18 protein-coding genes are annotated in these 16,085 nt (G+C 62.5%); 8 read left to right on the forward strand and 10 right to left on the reverse strand.

Going from position 1 to position 16,085, the window contains the following annotated elements; all coding sequences use genetic code 11:
* Positions 1-39: 39 nt before the first annotated feature.
* Positions 40-402, forward strand: coding sequence for a DUF1330 domain-containing protein (locus NKJ15_RS25140; protein ID WP_352818228.1), 363 nt, complete (start codon positions 40-42; stop codon positions 400-402).
* Here NKJ15_RS25140 and gmk read toward each other — a convergent pair.
* The 9 genes from gmk to fabD form a co-directional block, all read right to left on the reverse strand.
* Positions 335-991 carry a guanylate kinase gene (gene gmk, locus NKJ15_RS25145; RefSeq protein ID WP_023677701.1) on the reverse strand — a complete coding sequence of 219 codons (657 nt, stop codon included), beginning with the start codon at positions 989-991 and terminating at the stop codon, positions 335-337. The genes NKJ15_RS25140 and gmk overlap by 68 nt on opposite strands.
* 33 nt (positions 992-1,024) lie before the next feature.
* Positions 1,025-1,915 carry a YicC/YloC family endoribonuclease gene (locus NKJ15_RS25150; protein WP_352471095.1) on the reverse strand — a complete coding sequence of 297 codons (891 nt, stop codon included), beginning with the start codon at positions 1,913-1,915 and terminating at the stop codon, positions 1,025-1,027.
* Between the two features lie 138 nt (positions 1,916-2,053).
* Positions 2,054-3,274, reverse strand: coding sequence for an endolytic transglycosylase MltG (gene mltG, locus NKJ15_RS25155; RefSeq protein WP_352567438.1), 1,221 nt, complete (start codon positions 3,272-3,274; stop codon positions 2,054-2,056).
* Between the two features lie 93 nt (positions 3,275-3,367).
* The gene (gene fabF, locus NKJ15_RS25160; protein WP_352818231.1) at positions 3,368-4,630 is read right to left on the reverse strand and encodes a beta-ketoacyl-ACP synthase II; all 1,263 of its coding nucleotides are present in this window, start codon (positions 4,628-4,630) and stop codon (positions 3,368-3,370) included.
* Between the two features lie 34 nt (positions 4,631-4,664).
* Positions 4,665-4,901 (reverse strand): acyl carrier protein, encoded by a 237-nt coding sequence (locus tag NKJ15_RS25165; protein ID WP_006203723.1) that lies wholly within the window; start codon positions 4,899-4,901, stop codon positions 4,665-4,667.
* A 187-nt stretch (positions 4,902-5,088) separates the two neighbouring features.
* A complete protein-coding gene (fabG, locus tag NKJ15_RS25170) occupies positions 5,089-5,826 on the reverse strand; it encodes a 3-oxoacyl-[acyl-carrier-protein] reductase (RefSeq protein ID WP_352471093.1) in 738 nt (245 codons plus the stop codon).
* 54 nt (positions 5,827-5,880) lie between these two features.
* Complete coding sequence (locus tag NKJ15_RS25175; protein ID WP_352471092.1) at positions 5,881-6,147, reverse strand: type II toxin-antitoxin system RelE family toxin; 267 nt, start codon at positions 6,145-6,147, stop codon at positions 5,881-5,883.
* On the reverse strand, positions 6,131-6,352 hold the full coding sequence (gene relB, locus NKJ15_RS25180; RefSeq protein ID WP_352467166.1) for a type II toxin-antitoxin system RelB family antitoxin: 222 nt from the start codon (positions 6,350-6,352) through the stop codon (positions 6,131-6,133). Before relB ends, NKJ15_RS25175 begins: the two co-directional genes overlap by 17 nt.
* 52 nt (positions 6,353-6,404) lie before the next feature.
* Positions 6,405-7,382 (reverse strand): ACP S-malonyltransferase, encoded by a 978-nt coding sequence (fabD, locus tag NKJ15_RS25185; protein WP_352471091.1) that lies wholly within the window; start codon positions 7,380-7,382, stop codon positions 6,405-6,407.
* Positions 7,383-7,629: 247 nt separating this feature from the next.
* Here fabD and NKJ15_RS25190 point away from each other — a divergent pair, with 247 nt between their 5' ends.
* Positions 7,630-9,555: an LTA synthase family protein gene (locus tag NKJ15_RS25190; protein WP_352818236.1), complete on the forward strand. Its 1,926-nt coding sequence runs from the start codon at positions 7,630-7,632 to the stop codon at positions 9,553-9,555.
* Positions 9,556-9,586: 31 nt separating this feature from the next.
* Here the strand turns inward: NKJ15_RS25190 and NKJ15_RS25195 are convergent, their stop codons facing one another.
* The gene (locus NKJ15_RS25195) at positions 9,587-11,131 is read right to left on the reverse strand and encodes a pilus assembly protein TadG-related protein (protein WP_352818238.1); all 1,545 of its coding nucleotides are present in this window, start codon (positions 11,129-11,131) and stop codon (positions 9,587-9,589) included.
* Positions 11,132-11,583: 452 nt separating this feature from the next.
* Between NKJ15_RS25195 and rpsF the strand changes: the two genes are divergently transcribed.
* From rpsF to NKJ15_RS25225, 6 genes are all read left to right on the forward strand, one after another.
* Positions 11,584-12,084, forward strand: coding sequence for a 30S ribosomal protein S6 (gene rpsF / locus NKJ15_RS25200; protein WP_292663863.1), 501 nt, complete (start codon positions 11,584-11,586; stop codon positions 12,082-12,084).
* Positions 12,084-12,332, forward strand: coding sequence for a 30S ribosomal protein S18 (gene rpsR, locus NKJ15_RS25205; RefSeq protein ID WP_006203718.1), 249 nt, complete (start codon positions 12,084-12,086; stop codon positions 12,330-12,332). Before rpsF ends, rpsR begins: the two co-directional genes overlap by 1 nt.
* 272 nt (positions 12,333-12,604) lie before the next feature.
* Positions 12,605-13,189 (forward strand): 50S ribosomal protein L9, encoded by a 585-nt coding sequence (rplI, locus tag NKJ15_RS25210; RefSeq protein ID WP_254820243.1) that lies wholly within the window; start codon positions 12,605-12,607, stop codon positions 13,187-13,189.
* A gap of 153 nt (positions 13,190-13,342) precedes the next feature.
* On the forward strand, positions 13,343-14,632 hold the full coding sequence (locus tag NKJ15_RS25215) for a cyclopropane fatty acid synthase (RefSeq protein WP_352471088.1): 1,290 nt from the start codon (positions 13,343-13,345) through the stop codon (positions 14,630-14,632).
* Positions 14,633-14,714: 82 nt separating this feature from the next.
* Positions 14,715-15,038 carry a YnfA family protein gene (locus NKJ15_RS25220; RefSeq protein ID WP_352467171.1) on the forward strand — a complete coding sequence of 108 codons (324 nt, stop codon included), beginning with the start codon at positions 14,715-14,717 and terminating at the stop codon, positions 15,036-15,038.
* A 3-nt stretch (positions 15,039-15,041) separates the two neighbouring features.
* Entirely contained in the window at positions 15,042-16,010 is a 969-nt protein-coding gene (locus NKJ15_RS25225) for a small ribosomal subunit Rsm22 family protein (protein WP_352818242.1), read from the forward strand.
* Positions 16,011-16,085 lie beyond the last annotated feature (75 nt).

Below are 16,085 nucleotides of genomic sequence, written 5' to 3' on the forward strand. Positions count from 1 at the left end.
GGCATAGATAGCCGGACAAACCCTGCCCGGAGACAAACAGTGGCCGCCTATGTCATTTCCGACGTCACGATCCGTGACGCAGAGGCTATCGAAGCCTATCGCGCCCACGCGGCTGCCTCCATCGCCCAGCATGGCGGGCGCTATCTGGTACGCGGCGGCGAGGTGGAAATGTTGGAAGGCGACTGGTCTCCCGGGCCGCTGATCATCGTCGAATTCCCCGACATGGACACGGCGCGGCGCTGGTATCGCTCGGCCGAATACGCCGCTGCATTGGAGCTGCGCGACGCCGCGCTCAGCCGCAATCTGATCCTGGTCGCGGGGATAAGCGCCTTGATCAATCCGTCTTCTCGTCGAGCAGCCCCGAGACGAAATCGAACAGGCCGGGCCGGCGATCTCGTCTGAGCCGTTCGGCGGTGACGATGCCGCGCACCTCGGCGAAAGCGCGGTCGAGATCGTCGTTGACGATGACGAAATCATATTCCTTCCAGTGCTCGATCTCGTTGCGGGCGTTCTTGAGCCGCGTCTCGATCACCGCTTCCTGGTCCTCGGCGCGACGCTTCAGCCGCGCCTTCAATTCCTTCATCGATGGCGGCAGGATGAATATCGAGACGATGTCGGCGCGCATCTTCTCCTTGAGCTGCTGAGCGCCTTGCCAGTCGATGTCGAACAGCATGTCGCGGCCTTCGGCCAGCGCCTGTTCAGCCGGCTCGCGCGGCGTCGCGTAGCAATTGCCGTGCACCTCCGCCCATTCGAGCAGCGCATCGGAATCGCGCAGCCGCTCGAACTCGCGCATGGTACGGAAGTGGTAATGGACGCCCTCGATCTCGCTGCCGCGGCGTGGCCGCGTGGTGACCGAGACCGACAATTCCAGGCTGGAATCGCTCTCCAGCAGATTGCGCGCAATCGTCGACTTGCCGGCGCCTGACGGCGACGACAAGACCAGCATCAGCCCGCGGCGCCGAATGCGGGAACCCACATCCCTAGCGGTCATGGGGCTTGGCAGTCATGTGGCTTGGCATCGGGATCATTCCAGATTCTGGACCTGTTCGCGAAACTGGTCGACGACCGCCTTCAGTTCCAGCCCGATGGCGGTGACCGCGGCAGCATTCGACTTGGAACACAGCGTATTCGATTCGCGGTTGAATTCCTGTGCCAGGAAATCGAGCTTGCGGCCGATGGCGCCGCCGCCGCCGAGCAGCGCCCGGCCTGACGCCACATGTGTCTTCAGCCGGTCGATCTCCTCGCGTATGTCGGCCTTGGTGGCCAGGAACGCCGCTTCCATATGCAGCCGGCTGGCGTCCAGGTTGGCAGACGCGTCCATCAACAGGCGGATCTGCTCGGCGAGCCTTTCGCGGATCGTGGCCGGTTCGCGTGATGGATCGGCCTCGGCCCGCAGCGTCAGCGCCTCGATGGCATCGATATGGCCGGACAGCAGGGAACGAAGTGCCGCACCTTCGCCCTGGCGCGCCTGGTGCAGCCCGTTCAGTGCTGCTTCCAGCGCCGACAGTATTGCGGTATCGAGCGCACTGCGCGCCTCTTCGGTTTCGATGGTTTCGGGAATGTCGAGAACGCCGCGCAGCGCAAGCAGCCCGTCGGCCGCCGCAGGGGCTACTCCGAACTGCTCCTGCAGCCGCTTGGCCAAGCCCGCCAGATCCTTCAGGAAAGCCTCGTTGACCACGGGTTGCGCTTGCGCGCCGGCGGCGCGGCCAATGGTCAGCGTCATCTGGAAATTGCCGCGCGCAAAACGCTTTTGCACCGTCTGCCGGACGGCCGGTTCCAGCCGGTCGAAACCTTGCGGCAGCCGCAGCCTGACCTCGACGCTTTTGCCGTTGACGGACTTGGCTTCCCAGGCAATCGAAGTGCCGTCGTGTTCGGCGACACTGCGCGCAAAACCGGTCATGCTCTGCAAGTTCATGTAGCCGTGCGTCCCTTTGCCGAATGCCCCTCAAGCCGGAGCGATTTTCTCCGGACAGGACCATGTGAATTTCAATGCCATGGCAGCCCTTGCACATCCACCCGGACATGCACAGGGCCAAACTGATGGCGTCCGGCCCTACTGGGCGGCGGTGGCGCCTGCATCGTCAACGATGGCTCCCGCCGGCGTGTCGGCTCCGGTATTGGTTGCTCCCGCCTTGGCGGCGTCCTGCGCCTGCTTTTTCAGCAGTGCCCGGTAGCGAGCGACATTCTCGTTATGCTCATCGAGCGTCGAGGCAAAGACGTGCCCGCCGCTGCCGTCGGCGACGAAGTAGAGATCGCTGGTCTTCGACGGATTGGCGACAGCCTCCAGCGCCGCACGGCCGGGATTGGCGATCGGCGTCGGCGGTAACCCGTTGATCAGATAGGTGTTGTAGGGCGTCGGCTTCTGGATGTCCGACTGATAGATCGGGCGGTCGATGGGTTTGCCCTTGCCGCCGAACAGGCCGTAGATGATGGTCGGGTCCGACTGCAGCCGCATACCCTTGGCCAGCCGGTTGAGGAAGACGGCGGCTACGCGCGAGCGTTCATCGCCCTTGCCGGTCTCCTTCTCGACGATAGAGGCCAGGGTGACAAAATCCTCAACGTTGGCGATCGGCAGATCCGGCGCTCGGCGCTGCCAGACCTCGTCGACCAGCTTCTTCTGGTCGGCCAGAAGCTTGTCGACCATCTGCTGGCGTGTTGCGCCGCGGGTGAAACGCAGCGTGTCGGTGGCGAGGCTGCCCTCAGGTGGAGTGGTCGACGGCATATCGCCGGTCAGCGCGTCCTGCTCGGCGATCCGTTGCAGCGCCTGCTCGACCGTCAGCCCCTCGGGGATGGTCAGCGAATACATCACCGACTTGCCGCTCTTCAGCAGTTCCATGATATCGTGCATCGACGCCTGCGGCTTGATTTCGTATTCGCCGGCCTTCAGGGCGGAATCATTGCCGAAGGCGCGCACGCCAAGGCGGAAAATGCGGGCGTCGCTGATCAGCCCTCGCCGCTCAAGCTGGTCGGCGATTTCCTGGACGCCGCTATTCGGCTTGACCAGGAAAGTGTCGCCATTGGCCGACGGGCCGGGCTCGTTGAACTCCTGCTTGCCGAAATACAGCGCAACACCTGCCGCCAGCACCATCAGCATCACCGAAGAGATGACGAAGTTCATGAACACGACGAACTGGCTGCGCGAGGCACGCGAGCGCTTCGGCGGCGGCGTGCCGGCCTCGGGCCGCAACGCCTCGCTGGCCGTCTTCGGCACGATCGGGCCGGGCGTTGCTGCCCGTTGCCCGAATTCCCCGTTATCGGCCGGATTTGTGTTCATAGCGCCCTACCATTTGATCTTGCGACGAATCCCCTCGGGCAGAGTAGGGGCGAATATGGCAAAATTGACGGCAGACGGAAACCGGCAGAGCGGTCAGCCATTGTAGCGCTGGAAGACGAGCGAGGCGTTGGTGCCACCGAAGCCGAAGGAGTTGGACAGCGCCACGTCGATCTGCCGGGCCCGCGGCTTGTGTGGCACCAGGTCGATCGCCGTTTCGCGCTCCGGATTGTCAAGATTGATGGTCGGCGGCGCGATGTTGTCGCGAATGGCGAGGATCGAAAAGATCGCCTCGGCAGCACCAGCCGCGCCCAGCAGGTGGCCAATCGACGATTTGGTCGACGACATCGATATCTTCGAGGCGGCGTTGCCGACCAGCCGCTCGACGGCGCCGAGTTCGATCGTATCGGCCATGGTCGAGGTGCCGTGCGCGTTGATGTAGTCGACATCGGCCGGCGTCAGCTTCGCCCGGTTCAGCGCCGCGGTCATGCAACGGAAAGCGCCGTCGCCGTCCTCGGCAGGCGCGGTGATGTGATAGGCGTCACCGGTCAGACCGTAGCCGGTGACCTCGGCATAGATCTTGGCGCCGCGGGCCTTGGCGTGTTCGAGCTCCTCGAGCACGACAACACCGGCGCCCTCGCCCATGACGAAGCCGTCGCGATCGCGATCATAGGGGCGTGAGGCCGTTTGTGGCGCATCGTTGCGCTCGGTGGAGAGCGCGCGGCAAGCGGCGAACCCGGCGACCGACAGTCTCGTCACCGGCGCTTCGGCGCCGCCTGCGACCATCACGTCGGCATCGCCCCAGATGATCAGCCGGGCGGCATCGCCGATGGCGTGCGCACCGGTCGAGCAAGCGGTGACGACGGCATGGTTGGGGCCTTTCAGCCCATGCCGGATCGAGACCTGACCGGAGACGAGGTTGATGATCTGGCCAGGGATGAAGAATGGGCTGATGCGGCGCGGACCGCGTTCCTTGAGGATCATCGCATTCTCGGCGATGCCTTCGATGCCGCCGATGCCCGAACCGATCAGCACGCCGCTGGCGCACTGTTCCTCATGCGTCTTCGGCTGCCAGCCGGAATCCTTGAGTGCCTCGTCGGCGGCCGCGATCCCGTACAGAATGAAGTCGCCGATCTTGCGCAGTTCCTTCGGCTCGAGAACGGCTTCAGGATTGAAAGTGGCATTGGAGCCGTCACCGCGCGGAATGACGTGGGCGACCTTGCAGGCAAGATCTTCCACCTCGAATTCGGTGATGCGCTTGGCTGCGCTGCGGCCGGTCAGAAGCTCCTTCCAGCTGTGCTCGAAGCCCATGCCGAACGGCGAAAGCAGCCCAAGGCCCGTGACGACGACACGCCTCATCGCAGGTCCTCCCCGGTGATGACTGCAAATAGCGTCAGGCGGAGGCCTTGTCGATGTATTTCACCGCATCGCCAACAGTCAGGATGGTCTCGGCGGCGTCGTCCGGGATTTCGACACCGAACTCTTCTTCGAACGCCATGACAAGTTCGACCGTGTCGAGGCTGTCCGCGCCCAGATCATCGATGAAGCTCGCCTGCTCCGTCACCTTGTCGGCATCGACGCCAAGGTGCTCGATGACGATCTTCTTGACGCGCTCTGCGGTGTCACTCATTTGGGCATCCTCGTCTTTTGGTTGTCTGTCTTCGTTAGCGGGCAGAATGCCGCTAATCAAGCTGAAAGATGGTCCTGCCGGAAACGCAGCGGAACAGGACCGGTTTTTGCCCGAACCGCCGGGTTGCGGGCGGCATTACACGAAAAATCCCGTGCATCCAAGACGGAATGAAGCGTTTTCCCAAGTGTTAGATCATTGCCATGCCGCCATTCACATGAATGGTCTGGCCGGTGACGTAGGCTGCCTCGTTGGAAGCGAGGTAGGCGACGGCTGAGGCGACTTCGGCGCCCGTGCCCATGCGCCGGGTCGGGATCGCCGCCATGATCGCCTCTTTCTGCTTGTCGTTGAGCTTGGCGGTCATCGCCGATTCGATGAAGCCCGGGGCGACGCAGTTGACGGTGATATTGCGGGTGGCGATCTCCTGCGCCAGCGATTTGGAAAAGCCGATCATACCGGCTTTGGAGGCGCAATAGTTGGTCTGGCCGGGATTACCCATGACGCCAACCACTGAAGTGATGTTGATGATGCGGCCATGGCGGCGCCGCATCATCGGATGGGTAAGCTCGCGGGTCAGCCGGAACACGGCGGTCAGGTTGACCTCGAGCACGCTATCCCAGTCGGCGTCAGCCATGCGCACGAACAACCCGTCCTTGGTGATGCCGGCATTGTTGACGAGGATGTCGACGCCTTCGAGGTCAGCTTCCGCCTTCTGGCCGAGCGCCTTGACGTCGTCGCGGTTGGAAAGATTGGCCGGGAAAAGCTTGACCCGGTCGCCCAGTTCGGCGGCCAGCGCCTCCAATTTCTCGATACGTGTGCCATGCAGGCCGACGATGGCGCCCTGGCCGTGCAGCACGCGGGCGATCGCCTCGCCTATACCTCCCGATGCGCCGGTGACGAGCGCCTTGCGGCCGGTCAATTCGAACATGCTTTATCCTCTTCCCAAATCGTACTGGCCAATCATACGGGCCGGTGAGTTCGGCTATCTGTAAACGTTGCCGCGGTGGCCTATGGTTACCACCAGAATGACGAGCCGGTTATCCTGCACATCGCAAATGATGCGATAATCCCCGACGCGATATCTCCAAAAGGTTGCGAGCGGGCCCTTCAGCGGTTTGCCGAGTTCACGCGGGTTGTCGAGAACGGCAATGCGGTTTTCAATAAAATCACGGATACGGTGACGTGTCTGCGGATCCAGTTTTTCGACAAATTTTCGCGCCGAGTGGGCGTATTCAAGCGTCCAGGCCACGCCAGAAGTCCTCGGCTCTCATGACGTCTTCTTCACCACGCCTGATCCGCTCAACGACTTCGGCAGCCAGGTAGTAATCCTCCAAGTCCTCCAGACCACGTTCAATGAGCTCGCGCAGATAGTAGGCCTTGCTGCGACCAGTCTTGGCCGCGAGAAAATCCAGGCGCTGCTCGACTTCAGGAGAAAGGCGGATCGATGTGGGCATGCCGCACCTTGTTGCGATACATGTATTCATGTAGCGGCAAGCACTGATGAATTCAAGCTACGTGGTCACCCAAGGCGGCAAGTGCCGTCTCGACCTCCGCCGCCGATCCGATGCTGCTGGTGGCAATATCGCGGTTGATGCGGCGGGCCAGCCCCGACAGCACCTTGCCGGCGCCCACTTCGTAAAGCGTCACAACGCCGTTGCTGCCGAACCACTCCACCGTTTCGCGCCAGCGCACGCGCCCGATCACCTGTTCGACGAGTCGGCGGGCGATCTCGTCGGGATCGCTCGTCGGGGTCACCGTAACATTGGAGACCAGCGGCACGACCGGCGCACTCTTCGTCACGGCGGCCAGCGCCTCCCGCATGATCTCGGCCGCAGGCTTCATCAATGCCGAATGGAAGGGCGCCGAGACCTGCAGCATCAGCGCCCGCTTGGCGCCCTTCTCCGTGCATAGCCTCGCCGCCAGTTCGACCGCTGGCCTGGCGCCGGAGATCACCAGCTGGCCGCCGCCATTGTCATTGGCGATCTGGCAAACCAAGGCTTGTGCGGGATCTTTGGCGGCGCCCTGGGCGGCCTCTGCGCAAGCGGCTTCGACGTCGGCCTGTTCCAGCCCGATGATCGCCGCCATGGCGCCCTCGCCGGCCGGCACAGCCGCCTGCATGGCATTGCCGCGGATGCGCAACAGCCGGGCGGCGTCGGCGACCGAAACGAAACCTGCGGCCGCAAGTGCCGAATATTCGCCGAGCGAGTGGCCGGCGACATAGGTGACCTTGCCGTTCAGGGAGAAGCCGCGCGCCTCCAGCGCCCGGATTGCGGCAAGCGACACCGCCATCAGCGCCGGCTGGGCGTTGGCGGTCAGCGTCAGCGTCTCTTCCGGGCCTTCCCAGATCAGCTTCGATAGGTTTTCGCCGAGCGCGTCGTCAACTTCCTCGAAGATCCGCCGCGATTCCACAAAGGTATCGGCGAGGTCCTTGCCCATGCCGACAGCCTGGCTGCCCTGCCCCGGAAAGGTGAATGCGATGGCCATCGGCGGCTCCCAGCTGCTGGTTCACGTTGCCTGTGACGCAAGGCGTGCGGCCAAGTCAAGTCCAACCTTGATCGCGTAATATCGGCCGAGTGCCTGTTTCGGCAGGCTTTTTGGCGATCACTCATGATGAAAACCGCTCACGATTTGTTTGCTGGCTCTTCTTATTTCCGCCACAGGCGCTAGGCTTTGCGTGACAGTTCGATGACAATCGAGTGACGCTTTTGTTGCGGGCCGGGGAACTATTGAAGTGGCAAAGACCAAGCAGAGCGCAGCCGAGGCGGCGCCCCAGTTTCTTGAAGGCGATCCGTCGACCGGCTATCTGCCGGCGCGCAAATGGCCTGTCATCCGCTATGGCGTTATCAGCTTGCTGGCTGCGGCCATCCTTGTGTTTGCCATCGAACTGATCGTGCGCGGCAACTTTGCCGGCACCATTGATTTCTTTCTGCAGCCTTTCAAACCCGGCTGGACCACGATCATCATTTTTGCGCTGATCCTCATCGGCCTCGACGCCGTGCTCGGCCGCAGTCATCAGAGCCTGATGATCGTCGCGCCGCTGACATTGTCGCTGGCGTTCGTCGGCCACCAGAAGTCGCTGTATCTCGGCGATCCGCTCTATCCGACCGATTTCCTTTATTCCCGGCAGATCGTGGCACTGATGCCGCTTCTGGTACGCGATCGCCCGGGAACCGCCATTGCCCTGGCGATCGGCATCGTCGGCGGGCTGTCGCTGCTCGTCTATGGCTGGCGGCTATGGCGCCGCCGCGTTCCGGCGCTCAGCCACAAGGGCCGCCTTGCCCGGCTGACGCTGACAGTACCGCTGATCGCCTTCTTCGTTTCCATCATGGACTATGCCACTTTCTCGTGGACGCGCGACCGGCTGCAGATCATCCCGATCATGTGGGACCAGAAGGAAAACTATGCCTCAAACGGTTTTGCGCTCGCCTTCGCGCTTAACGTTCCGATGGCGCATGTCTCGGCGCCGCCCGGCTATTCCGACAAGGCGATCGAAGCGATCGGCAAACCGCAGGTGACCGCCTCGGTACCTGCCGAGAAGCCCGACATCATCGTCGTCATGAGCGAATCCTTCTGGGATCCGACCAAGCTGCCTGGCGTCACCATCACACCCGACCCTATCCCCAATGTGCGGGCACTGCGCACGGGTTACATGTTCTCGCCCGAGTTCGGCGGCATGACGGCCAACATCGAGTTCGAGGCCCTGACCGGCTTTTCCAACGCCTTCCTGCCGGCGGGCAGCATTCCCTACCAGCAATATGTGCGGACACCGACTCCCTCGCTGGCGACCTTCCTGAAAAGTCAGGGCTACCGGGCGCGCGCCATCCATCCCGGCACCAATTGGTTCTGGAACCGGGGGGCCGTCTATGCCGATTTCGGCTTCAACGACTTCAAGTCCGAGGAGACGTTGCCGCCCATGCAGAAGCGCGGACCGCTCGCGTCGGACGCTGCGATGACCGACGAGATCATCCACGAAGCCGATACCAGCGCCGAGCCGGTGTTCTTTTTCGCCGTCAGCCTGCAGAACCACGGGCCGTATGAGCCGTATCGCTATAACAATCCGACCCACAAGGTGCAGGCGCCGATCAGCCAATGGGCCCGTGAATCGCTGTTGAGCTATGCCGAAGGCTCTTCCGACGCGGACCGCGGCCTCGAGCGGCTGATCGAATGGGCGAAGAAACGCGAGCGGCCGACCGTCATCGCGTTCTTCGGCGACCATCTGCCGCCGCTTGGGCCGGTCTACGTCGAGACCGGCTTCCTGAAGGACAATGTTGCGCCGCGCAAGGAGGCGGCCGACCAGATGCTGCTGCACCACCAGACGCCGCTGATCGTCTGGTCGAATCGCAGCGGCCCGACCGAGGATCTGGGCGCCGTCAGCCCGTCCTTCCTGCCCTACCATATCCTGAAGACAGCCGGCATCAGCCATCCCTATTACACCGGCTTCCTCGGACAGTTGCGAGAGCGCTACCGCGTTATCGACCGCAATTTGCTTTTGGCACCGGGGGGCGACGCCACCCCCGATTGGTCGCGTCAGAAAGAGATCGATCCGGCAATCCGCGACTTCCGTCTGCTGCAATACGACATGATGTTCGGCAAGCGCCATGCGGCGCCCGATTTCTTCCCCGAAACCACGGGCAAAGTGGCTGCACACACGAGTTGAGCAGCGGCGGCGGGAGAGCGGCCGACGTCGTTCAGTTCGTCAAGTGCAGCTGCGAAATCGAGCTTCCGATTTTCAGGAAGACGCTTTCGAGCTGACTGACGTCGTTGGTCGGGTAATAATCCGACGGCGACGATGCGCAGGCCTCGTAGAGCTTGCGGTTGGCTGCGGTGTCGGCCTGCAGCAGCACTGTGAAGATCTGCACGTCCTGCTTCTTCAATGTGTTGCATACATTGGTTGTCCAATCGTCGACATTGCGCGCAGCCGCGGTCTGGTCGCTGGATCCAAACCGACCCGAGGCCAGGAATCCGTAGGAGCCATAGTCCGACTTCTGTGGCGTATCCTTCGCGCCATAGACAACATTCTCGCCGTCGGTGAGCAGCAGCACCGTTTTGGTCGTGCCTGACGCCCTGAACGGCGCGCCGTCGCTGTAAGGCGGTTCCGGCGAGAGCACCCGCATCCCCCATGACAAGCCTTCCGAAACATTGGTCCCCGAGCCGTTCCATTCGATCATCTCACCGACGGCCTTCCGCAATTTGTCGAAATCATCGGTCAGCGGCACTATCGGCGTCGGACAGGCCCGGTTTGGGCCGATAGTCAGTGGGCCTCTCTTGTCGTTGATCAGCTTCATCGTCGAAACACTGTACTTCGCCATGTCGCTGGTGAGGCCGGGAAGCAGGGTGACGACGGTATCGTCGAGATAGGAATTGTTGTAGCCGGTCGCTGAATTGCCGTAGGAGCTGTTTGGATTTCTAGCGTTACCTGGATCGTCCGGCGCGAAATAAGGTACGAACAGGGTGTCCGGTTTGTTTTGGTCGGGCGAAATGTCGGAAACATTGTTGGTTCCTGGCCGCGCTTCGACGCAGCCTCTCCATTCGACGCCCAATTGCTTGAACAGATCTATATGGTTGACGCGCTTGCCGCCGACCGAGGGGAAATTGGCGCCGTTGTTCGGCGATTTGCCGGCCATGTCGATCCAGGCCGGATCGTAGTCCTCGCCCTTGACGTTGACGGCGGTGACGAACGGCACCACCGCGACACGTACGCTGCGCGTCGGCGACTTCGCCGCTTCGAGCATATCGATCAGGGCCGTTGCCGCCGTCCGCAATGCGCCGATGCGATCGTTGCTGGCCATCGACCCGGTATTGTCGAGCACCAGCACGACTTCGAGCTGATTGGTCGATTCGACGGCGCCGGCATCGACGGTGATGCGCTTGTCGTTGCCGAACAGGAAGGCGAAGTTCAAATTGACGTCCGCCGTGGCGACAGCCTTGGTCTGGATGTAATTGAGGCCCCTTTCCACGGTAAGCGTCGCTTCGGCGTTCCTCAACTCGCTGTGGCCGGCGACATTGGTCTGGAAGTAGCGGTCGAAGACGTCCTTGCGCGAAGCCTCGATGTCGCCGAGATGCGAAGATGCAAGGTTCGCGGCATCGAGCGCATTCTGCAAGCTGACCTTGGCCCTCATCAAGGTGGACACGTCCACGGCAAAGGCGACGGCGGTCAGAACCGCAGGCAGCCCGAACGCCAGCATCAGGGCAAAGTTGCCGCTCTTCGAACGGCAGAATTTGTCGAAAAGCATTTTTGTCCCCAAACCGCCTGCTGCCGAACTCGCGCAGACTGTTTGCTTTTGCATCCGCATGATGAACGAGGGGTTGCCGCCACGCCCGCCGGTGCTGGAACTTCGCATGGTGGTTAAGGTCCGGTTTCAGGAATCCGTAAGCCTTGCCGTCGAGACCCGTGGCGCTCTGGGACGGCAGGGCCGTTTGCTCCGTGGTTTGCCCTTGCTTTGCGGTCAAATTCCTGTATAGACGCCCGCAATCTGCCGGTCCTTGCTGGGGGCTGAACGGAGGGCCGGAGGTTTTTCGAAACCTTCGCGTGAAGCCAGAAGCGCTTCCGCCTCCCGTGTCTCCGCTCTCGACCGTCTCGTCATGCTCCTTTCTTCCCCGCCTTCGCAAGGATTGCGGGTCAGAGAAGTTGCAGAGGCTTTTGCCGCCGGGAACCGGGAGAGAAACGAAGAAAGGCACAAACACTATGGCTCTATACGAACATGTGTTTCTTGCCCGGCAGGACCTCTCGCAGCAGCAGGTCGATGCGCTTGTCGAACAGTACAAGGGCGTCATCACCGCGAATGGCGGGTCCGTCGGCCGGGTCGAGAACTGGGGACTGAAGTCCCTCACCTACCGGGTCAACAAGAACCGGAAGGCATATTATACACTCATGGACATCACCTGCCCGCCGGCCGCGCTCAACGAGATGGAGCGCCAGATGGGCCTGTCCGAGGACGTGCTGCGTTTCCTGACCATCAAGGTCGATGCGCATGAGGAAGGTCCGTCGGCAATGATGCAGAAGCGCGAAGAGCGCTCGGAACGCGGCGGCTTCGGCGACCGCGACCGTGGCGATCGTGGCCCGCGCTCATTCGGCGACCGCGATCGCGGTGACCGTGGTGATCGTCCGCCGCGCAGCTTCGGCGATGGCGGTGCCGATCGTGGCCCGCGCCGTCCGCGCGAAGGCTTTGAAGGAGCCGCAGAATAATGGTCGACATCAACCAGATCCCAACCCGGCGCCCCTTCCACCGTCGCCGCAAGACCTGCCCGTTCTCCGGCGCCAATGCGCCGAAGATCGACTACAAGGACGTGCGGCTTCTGCAGCGCTACATCTCCGAGCGCGGCAAGATCGTTCCATCGCGTATCACCGCCGTCAGCCAGAAGAAGCAGCGCGAGCTCGCCAAGGCGATCAAGCGCGCCCGCTTCCTCGGCCTGCTGCCCTACGTGGTCCGCTAACACTGATTAGTTGACCATGATCTTATCCGAAAACCGGTTTCCACTTTTCGGGATCATGGTCTAGCCAGCGGGCGGTTCGCCGCCCGCTTTTCACCGGCCACGACGGGCGTAGCCGGATCGAACACCAAATCCCGGGTTGGATTTCGACAAGAGATCCTAACTGCCGCGACAGGCAGGACAGCGACACAGGCGGCGACGCCCCAGCTTCCTGACCTGTTCCAGACAACTCGGCGCCGATCCTGAGGATAGCGCCCAAGCGAAGGAACAAAACCATGGAAGTCATTCTTCTCGAACGCGTTTCCCGCCTCGGCCAGATGGGCGATACCGTCAAGGTCAAGGACGGGTTCGCCCGCAATTTCCTGCTGCCGCAAGGCAAGGCGCTGCGCGCCAACGAAGCTAACAAGAAGAAGTTCGAGGGGCAGCGGGCCCAGCTCGAAGCCCGCAACCTGGAGCGCAAGTCCGAAGCCGCGCAGATTGCAGAAAAGCTCGACGGCAAGAGCTTCATCGCCGTGCGCTCGGCCGGCGAAACCGGTCAGCTTTATGGTTCGGTCTCGACGCGCGACATCGCCGAGCTGGTGACGGCGGAAGGTTTTTCGGTCAACCGCAACCAGATCCTGCTCAACCAGCCAATCAAGACCATCGGCGTCACCAATGTGGCGATCGCGCTGCACCCGGAAGTCGAGGTTACCATCACGCTCAACATTGCCCGCACGGCCGACGAAGCCGAGCGCCAGGCCAAGGGCGAAACACTGACCACCGCCGAAGCCATCTACGGCGAGGACATCAACGATAATGCGCGGCCGGAAAACTTCTTCGATCCGAATGCGGAGTTCGAAGGCGGCGAAGACAACGGCTGATCGTCATTCGTCGGCATTCGCCGGCTAATCGCTATTCTGGACCAATGCACGGGCCTCGTACCCGGGCATTTTTATGCCAAATGGAACTTTTCGAACCCCTATATCTTGATGCAGAATAGGACAGCATGTCTGGCCGAGAGGGGACAATTGGTCATGAATATTCTGCTGAAACGCGTTCTCGACCGCCTGGTCCGCACAGGCAATCTCAAGGTGACAGGGCCGCAAGGCTCGATGGTGACTTTCGGTGACGGCAGCGGCGAGCCGGTGCACATGCACATCAAGACAAGGCATGCCGAGCGCGCAATAACCTTCGATCCGATGCTGGCGGTGCCGGAAGCCTACATGGACGGTGAACTCGACATTCTCGAGGGCGGCGTGCTGGGGGTGATGCGGATTGCCTTCCAGAACATGGGCAGCGGCGGTATCGATGCCACCTGGTCGAAGGCGATCGAAGGTCTGCGCCACGCCTTCCGGCGCCTGCAGCAGATCAACACGGCGTCGCGGGCGCGCCGCAACGTGCAGCGCCATTACGATCTGTCGGGCGACCTCTACCGCCTCTTCCTCGATGAGGACATGCAATATTCCTGCGCCTATTTCGAGCAGCCGGACATGACGCTCGATGAGGCCCAAGCAGCCAAGAAGCGCCATATCGCCGCCAAGCTCAGGCTGAAGGCGGGCCAGACGGTTCTTGATATCGGCTCCGGCTGGGGTGGGCTTGGGCTCTATCTAGCCAAGGCGTTCGACGTCGACGTACAGGGCGTGACGCTGTCGACCGAGCAGCACGGCGTCGCCACCGACCGCGCCCATGCGCAAGGCCTGCAAAACCGGGTGCATTTCGACATCAAGGACTATCGCGAACTCAATGAACGTTTCGACCGCATCGTCTCCGTCGGCATGTTCGAGCATGTCGGGGTCAATCATTTCCGCACCTTCTTCGACAAGTCGGCGACGCTGCTGAAGCCGGACGGCGTCATGCTGCTGCACACGATCGGCCGCTCCGGCGTGCCGTGGGCAACCAGCGCCTTCATCCGCAAGTACATCTTCCCGGGCGGCTACATCCCGTCGCTATCCGAAGTGATGCCGGCCATCGAAAAATCGGGGCTCGTCGTCACCGACATCGAGGTTCTGCGGCTGCATTATGCCGAGACGCTGAAGCATTGGGGCGAGCGCTTCGCGGCCAACCGCGACAAGGCCAGGGCGATTTATGACGAGCGCTTCTGCCGCATGTGGGAGTTCTATCTTGCCGCCTCGGAAGCTGCCTTCCGCTGGCAGGATCTGGTGATCTTCCAGATCCAGATTGCCAAGAAGAACGACACGCTGCCGATGACGCGCGACTACATGGCCAGTTGCGAGAAGGCGCTGGAGATGCGCGATCTTGGACGTCGCGAAAAGGCTCCGGTTGCCAAGCCCACTCGCCGCCGCAAGGTGGCGGATCCGGAGTAGACTGCCGGCATCACGCCATCGCCACTTGCCATTGCCGGCCGGCACGCTGAAAAGGGTCCCGTTAAACGCGGGACCTTTTTTCATGACCTACCTCCTCTACGTCGCCGCCGCACTTGCCGAGATCGCCGGCTGCTTTTCGTTCTGGGCGTGGTGGCGGCTGGACAAGTCGCCGCTGTGGTTGGCGCCCGGTCTCGTCTCGCTCGTGCTATTCGCGTGGCTGCTGGCGCTGGTCGACACCAGCGCGGCGGGCCGGGCCTACGCCGCCTATGGCGGCATCTACATTGCCGCCTCGCTGGCCTGGCTGTGGCTGGCGGAAGGCGTGCACCCCGACCGCTGGGATCTTGCCGGTGCCGCGATCTGCATCGTTGGCGCCTCGGTCATTCTGCTCGCACCTCGGACTGCCTAAGCGATGGAACTGCCCGTCCCGCTTAGACAAGGCGTCGACCGCCTTCTCGAACAGGTGCCTTTGCCGATGCTTAAGCACGCGGCAAAGACGCTGTCGGACCGCTACCGCGCAGAGTTGCGCGACGGTCGCCTGCACATGGCCGAAGACATGGCGGTGAAGGCCTATCTGGCAACGCGGCTACCGGCGACCTATGCGGCCGTTCGCGCCAGCCTCGATGCGGTGGGCGAGTCTCGGCCCGACTATGCTCCGAAGACCTTGCTCGATGTCGGCGCCGGCCCTGGCACGGTGCTTTGGGCCACAATCAATCTCTGGCCGGATCTCGAACAGGCGGTGCTACTCGAGGCCGGCGCCGCGGTACGAAGGGTCGGCGAAGCACTTGCCGCGGATGCGATCACGGCCAGGACCGCCTGGCGGACCGGCGACATCACCATCGACCTGGTCGATCTGGAGCCGGCCGAGCTGGTGACTTCAGCCTATGTGCTGGATGAGATCGCGCCGGCATCGCTGGCAAAACTCGTCGACCGGCTCTGGCAGCTGACCGCAGACACGCTGCTGGTGGTCGAGCCGGGCACGCCGGCCGGCTGGCAGCGTATTCTTGCCGTGCGGCGGCAGTTGATCGAGGCGGGCGCGCACGTGCTTGCGCCCTGCCCGCATGAGGCGCCCTGCCCGCTCGTTGCCCCCGACTGGTGCCATTTCGCCCGCCGCGTCGCCCGCTCGCGCCTGCACCGTCTGGCCAAGGATGCCGAGGTGCCGTGGGAGGACGAGAAATTCATCTTTGTCGCGGCCTCCCGCCATCCGGCCGCTCCGCCTCGAGCGCGAGTGATCGCACCGCCGAAGTCGGGGTCCGGCAAGGTCTTGCTGAAGCTTTGCAAACAGGATGGGGGTGCTGCCGAGCGACTGTTCACCAAGCGCGACGGCGAGACGTTCAAGGCCGCGCGGCGACTGGATTGGGGTGATGCCTTGCCGGAATGACCCGGCAGCTATTTTCCTGTTTTGTTCTCGCCTGAGAACGGCTAGGCTCGCCATCTTGATTCGAGTCAATCGAGA

This window comes from Mesorhizobium sp. M0207 (genome assembly GCF_040321995.1).
GTDB lineage: Bacteria > Pseudomonadota > Alphaproteobacteria > Rhizobiales > Rhizobiaceae > Mesorhizobium.

Bases quoted from the DNA above. Each gene is read 5' to 3' on its own strand.
- gmk (WP_023677701.1), bottom strand. From the start codon at position 991: ATGACCGCTAGGGATGTGGGTTCCCGCATTCGGCGCCGCGGGCTGATG.
- NKJ15_RS25150 (WP_352471095.1), bottom strand. From the start codon at position 1,915: ATGAACTTGCAGAGCATGACCGGTTTTGCGCGCAGTGTCGCCGAACAC.
- mltG (WP_352567438.1), bottom strand. From the start codon at position 3,274: ATGAACACAAATCCGGCCGATAACGGGGAATTCGGGCAACGGGCAGCA.
- fabF (WP_352818231.1), bottom strand. From the start codon at position 4,630: ATGAGGCGTGTCGTCGTCACGGGCCTTGGGCTGCTTTCGCCGTTCGGC.
- NKJ15_RS25165 (WP_006203723.1), bottom strand. From the start codon at position 4,901: ATGAGTGACACCGCAGAGCGCGTCAAGAAGATCGTCATCGAGCACCTT.
- fabG (WP_352471093.1), bottom strand. From the start codon at position 5,826: ATGTTCGAATTGACCGGCCGCAAGGCGCTCGTCACCGGCGCATCGGGA.
- relB (WP_352467166.1), bottom strand. From the start codon at position 6,352: ATGCCCACATCGATCCGCCTTTCTCCTGAAGTCGAGCAGCGCCTGGAT.
- fabD (WP_352471091.1), bottom strand. From the start codon at position 7,382: ATGGCCATCGCATTCACCTTTCCGGGGCAGGGCAGCCAGGCTGTCGGC.
- NKJ15_RS25195 (WP_352818238.1), bottom strand. From the start codon at position 11,131: ATGCTTTTCGACAAATTCTGCCGTTCGAAGAGCGGCAACTTTGCCCTG.
- rpsF (WP_292663863.1), top strand. From the start codon at position 11,584: ATGGCTCTATACGAACATGTGTTTCTTGCCCGGCAGGACCTCTCGCAG.
- rpsR (WP_006203718.1), top strand. From the start codon at position 12,084: ATGGTCGACATCAACCAGATCCCAACCCGGCGCCCCTTCCACCGTCGC.
- rplI (WP_254820243.1), top strand. From the start codon at position 12,605: ATGGAAGTCATTCTTCTCGAACGCGTTTCCCGCCTCGGCCAGATGGGC.
- NKJ15_RS25215 (WP_352471088.1), top strand. From the start codon at position 13,343: ATGAATATTCTGCTGAAACGCGTTCTCGACCGCCTGGTCCGCACAGGC.
- NKJ15_RS25220 (WP_352467171.1), top strand. From the start codon at position 14,715: ATGACCTACCTCCTCTACGTCGCCGCCGCACTTGCCGAGATCGCCGGC.
- NKJ15_RS25225 (WP_352818242.1), top strand. From the start codon at position 15,042: ATGGAACTGCCCGTCCCGCTTAGACAAGGCGTCGACCGCCTTCTCGAA.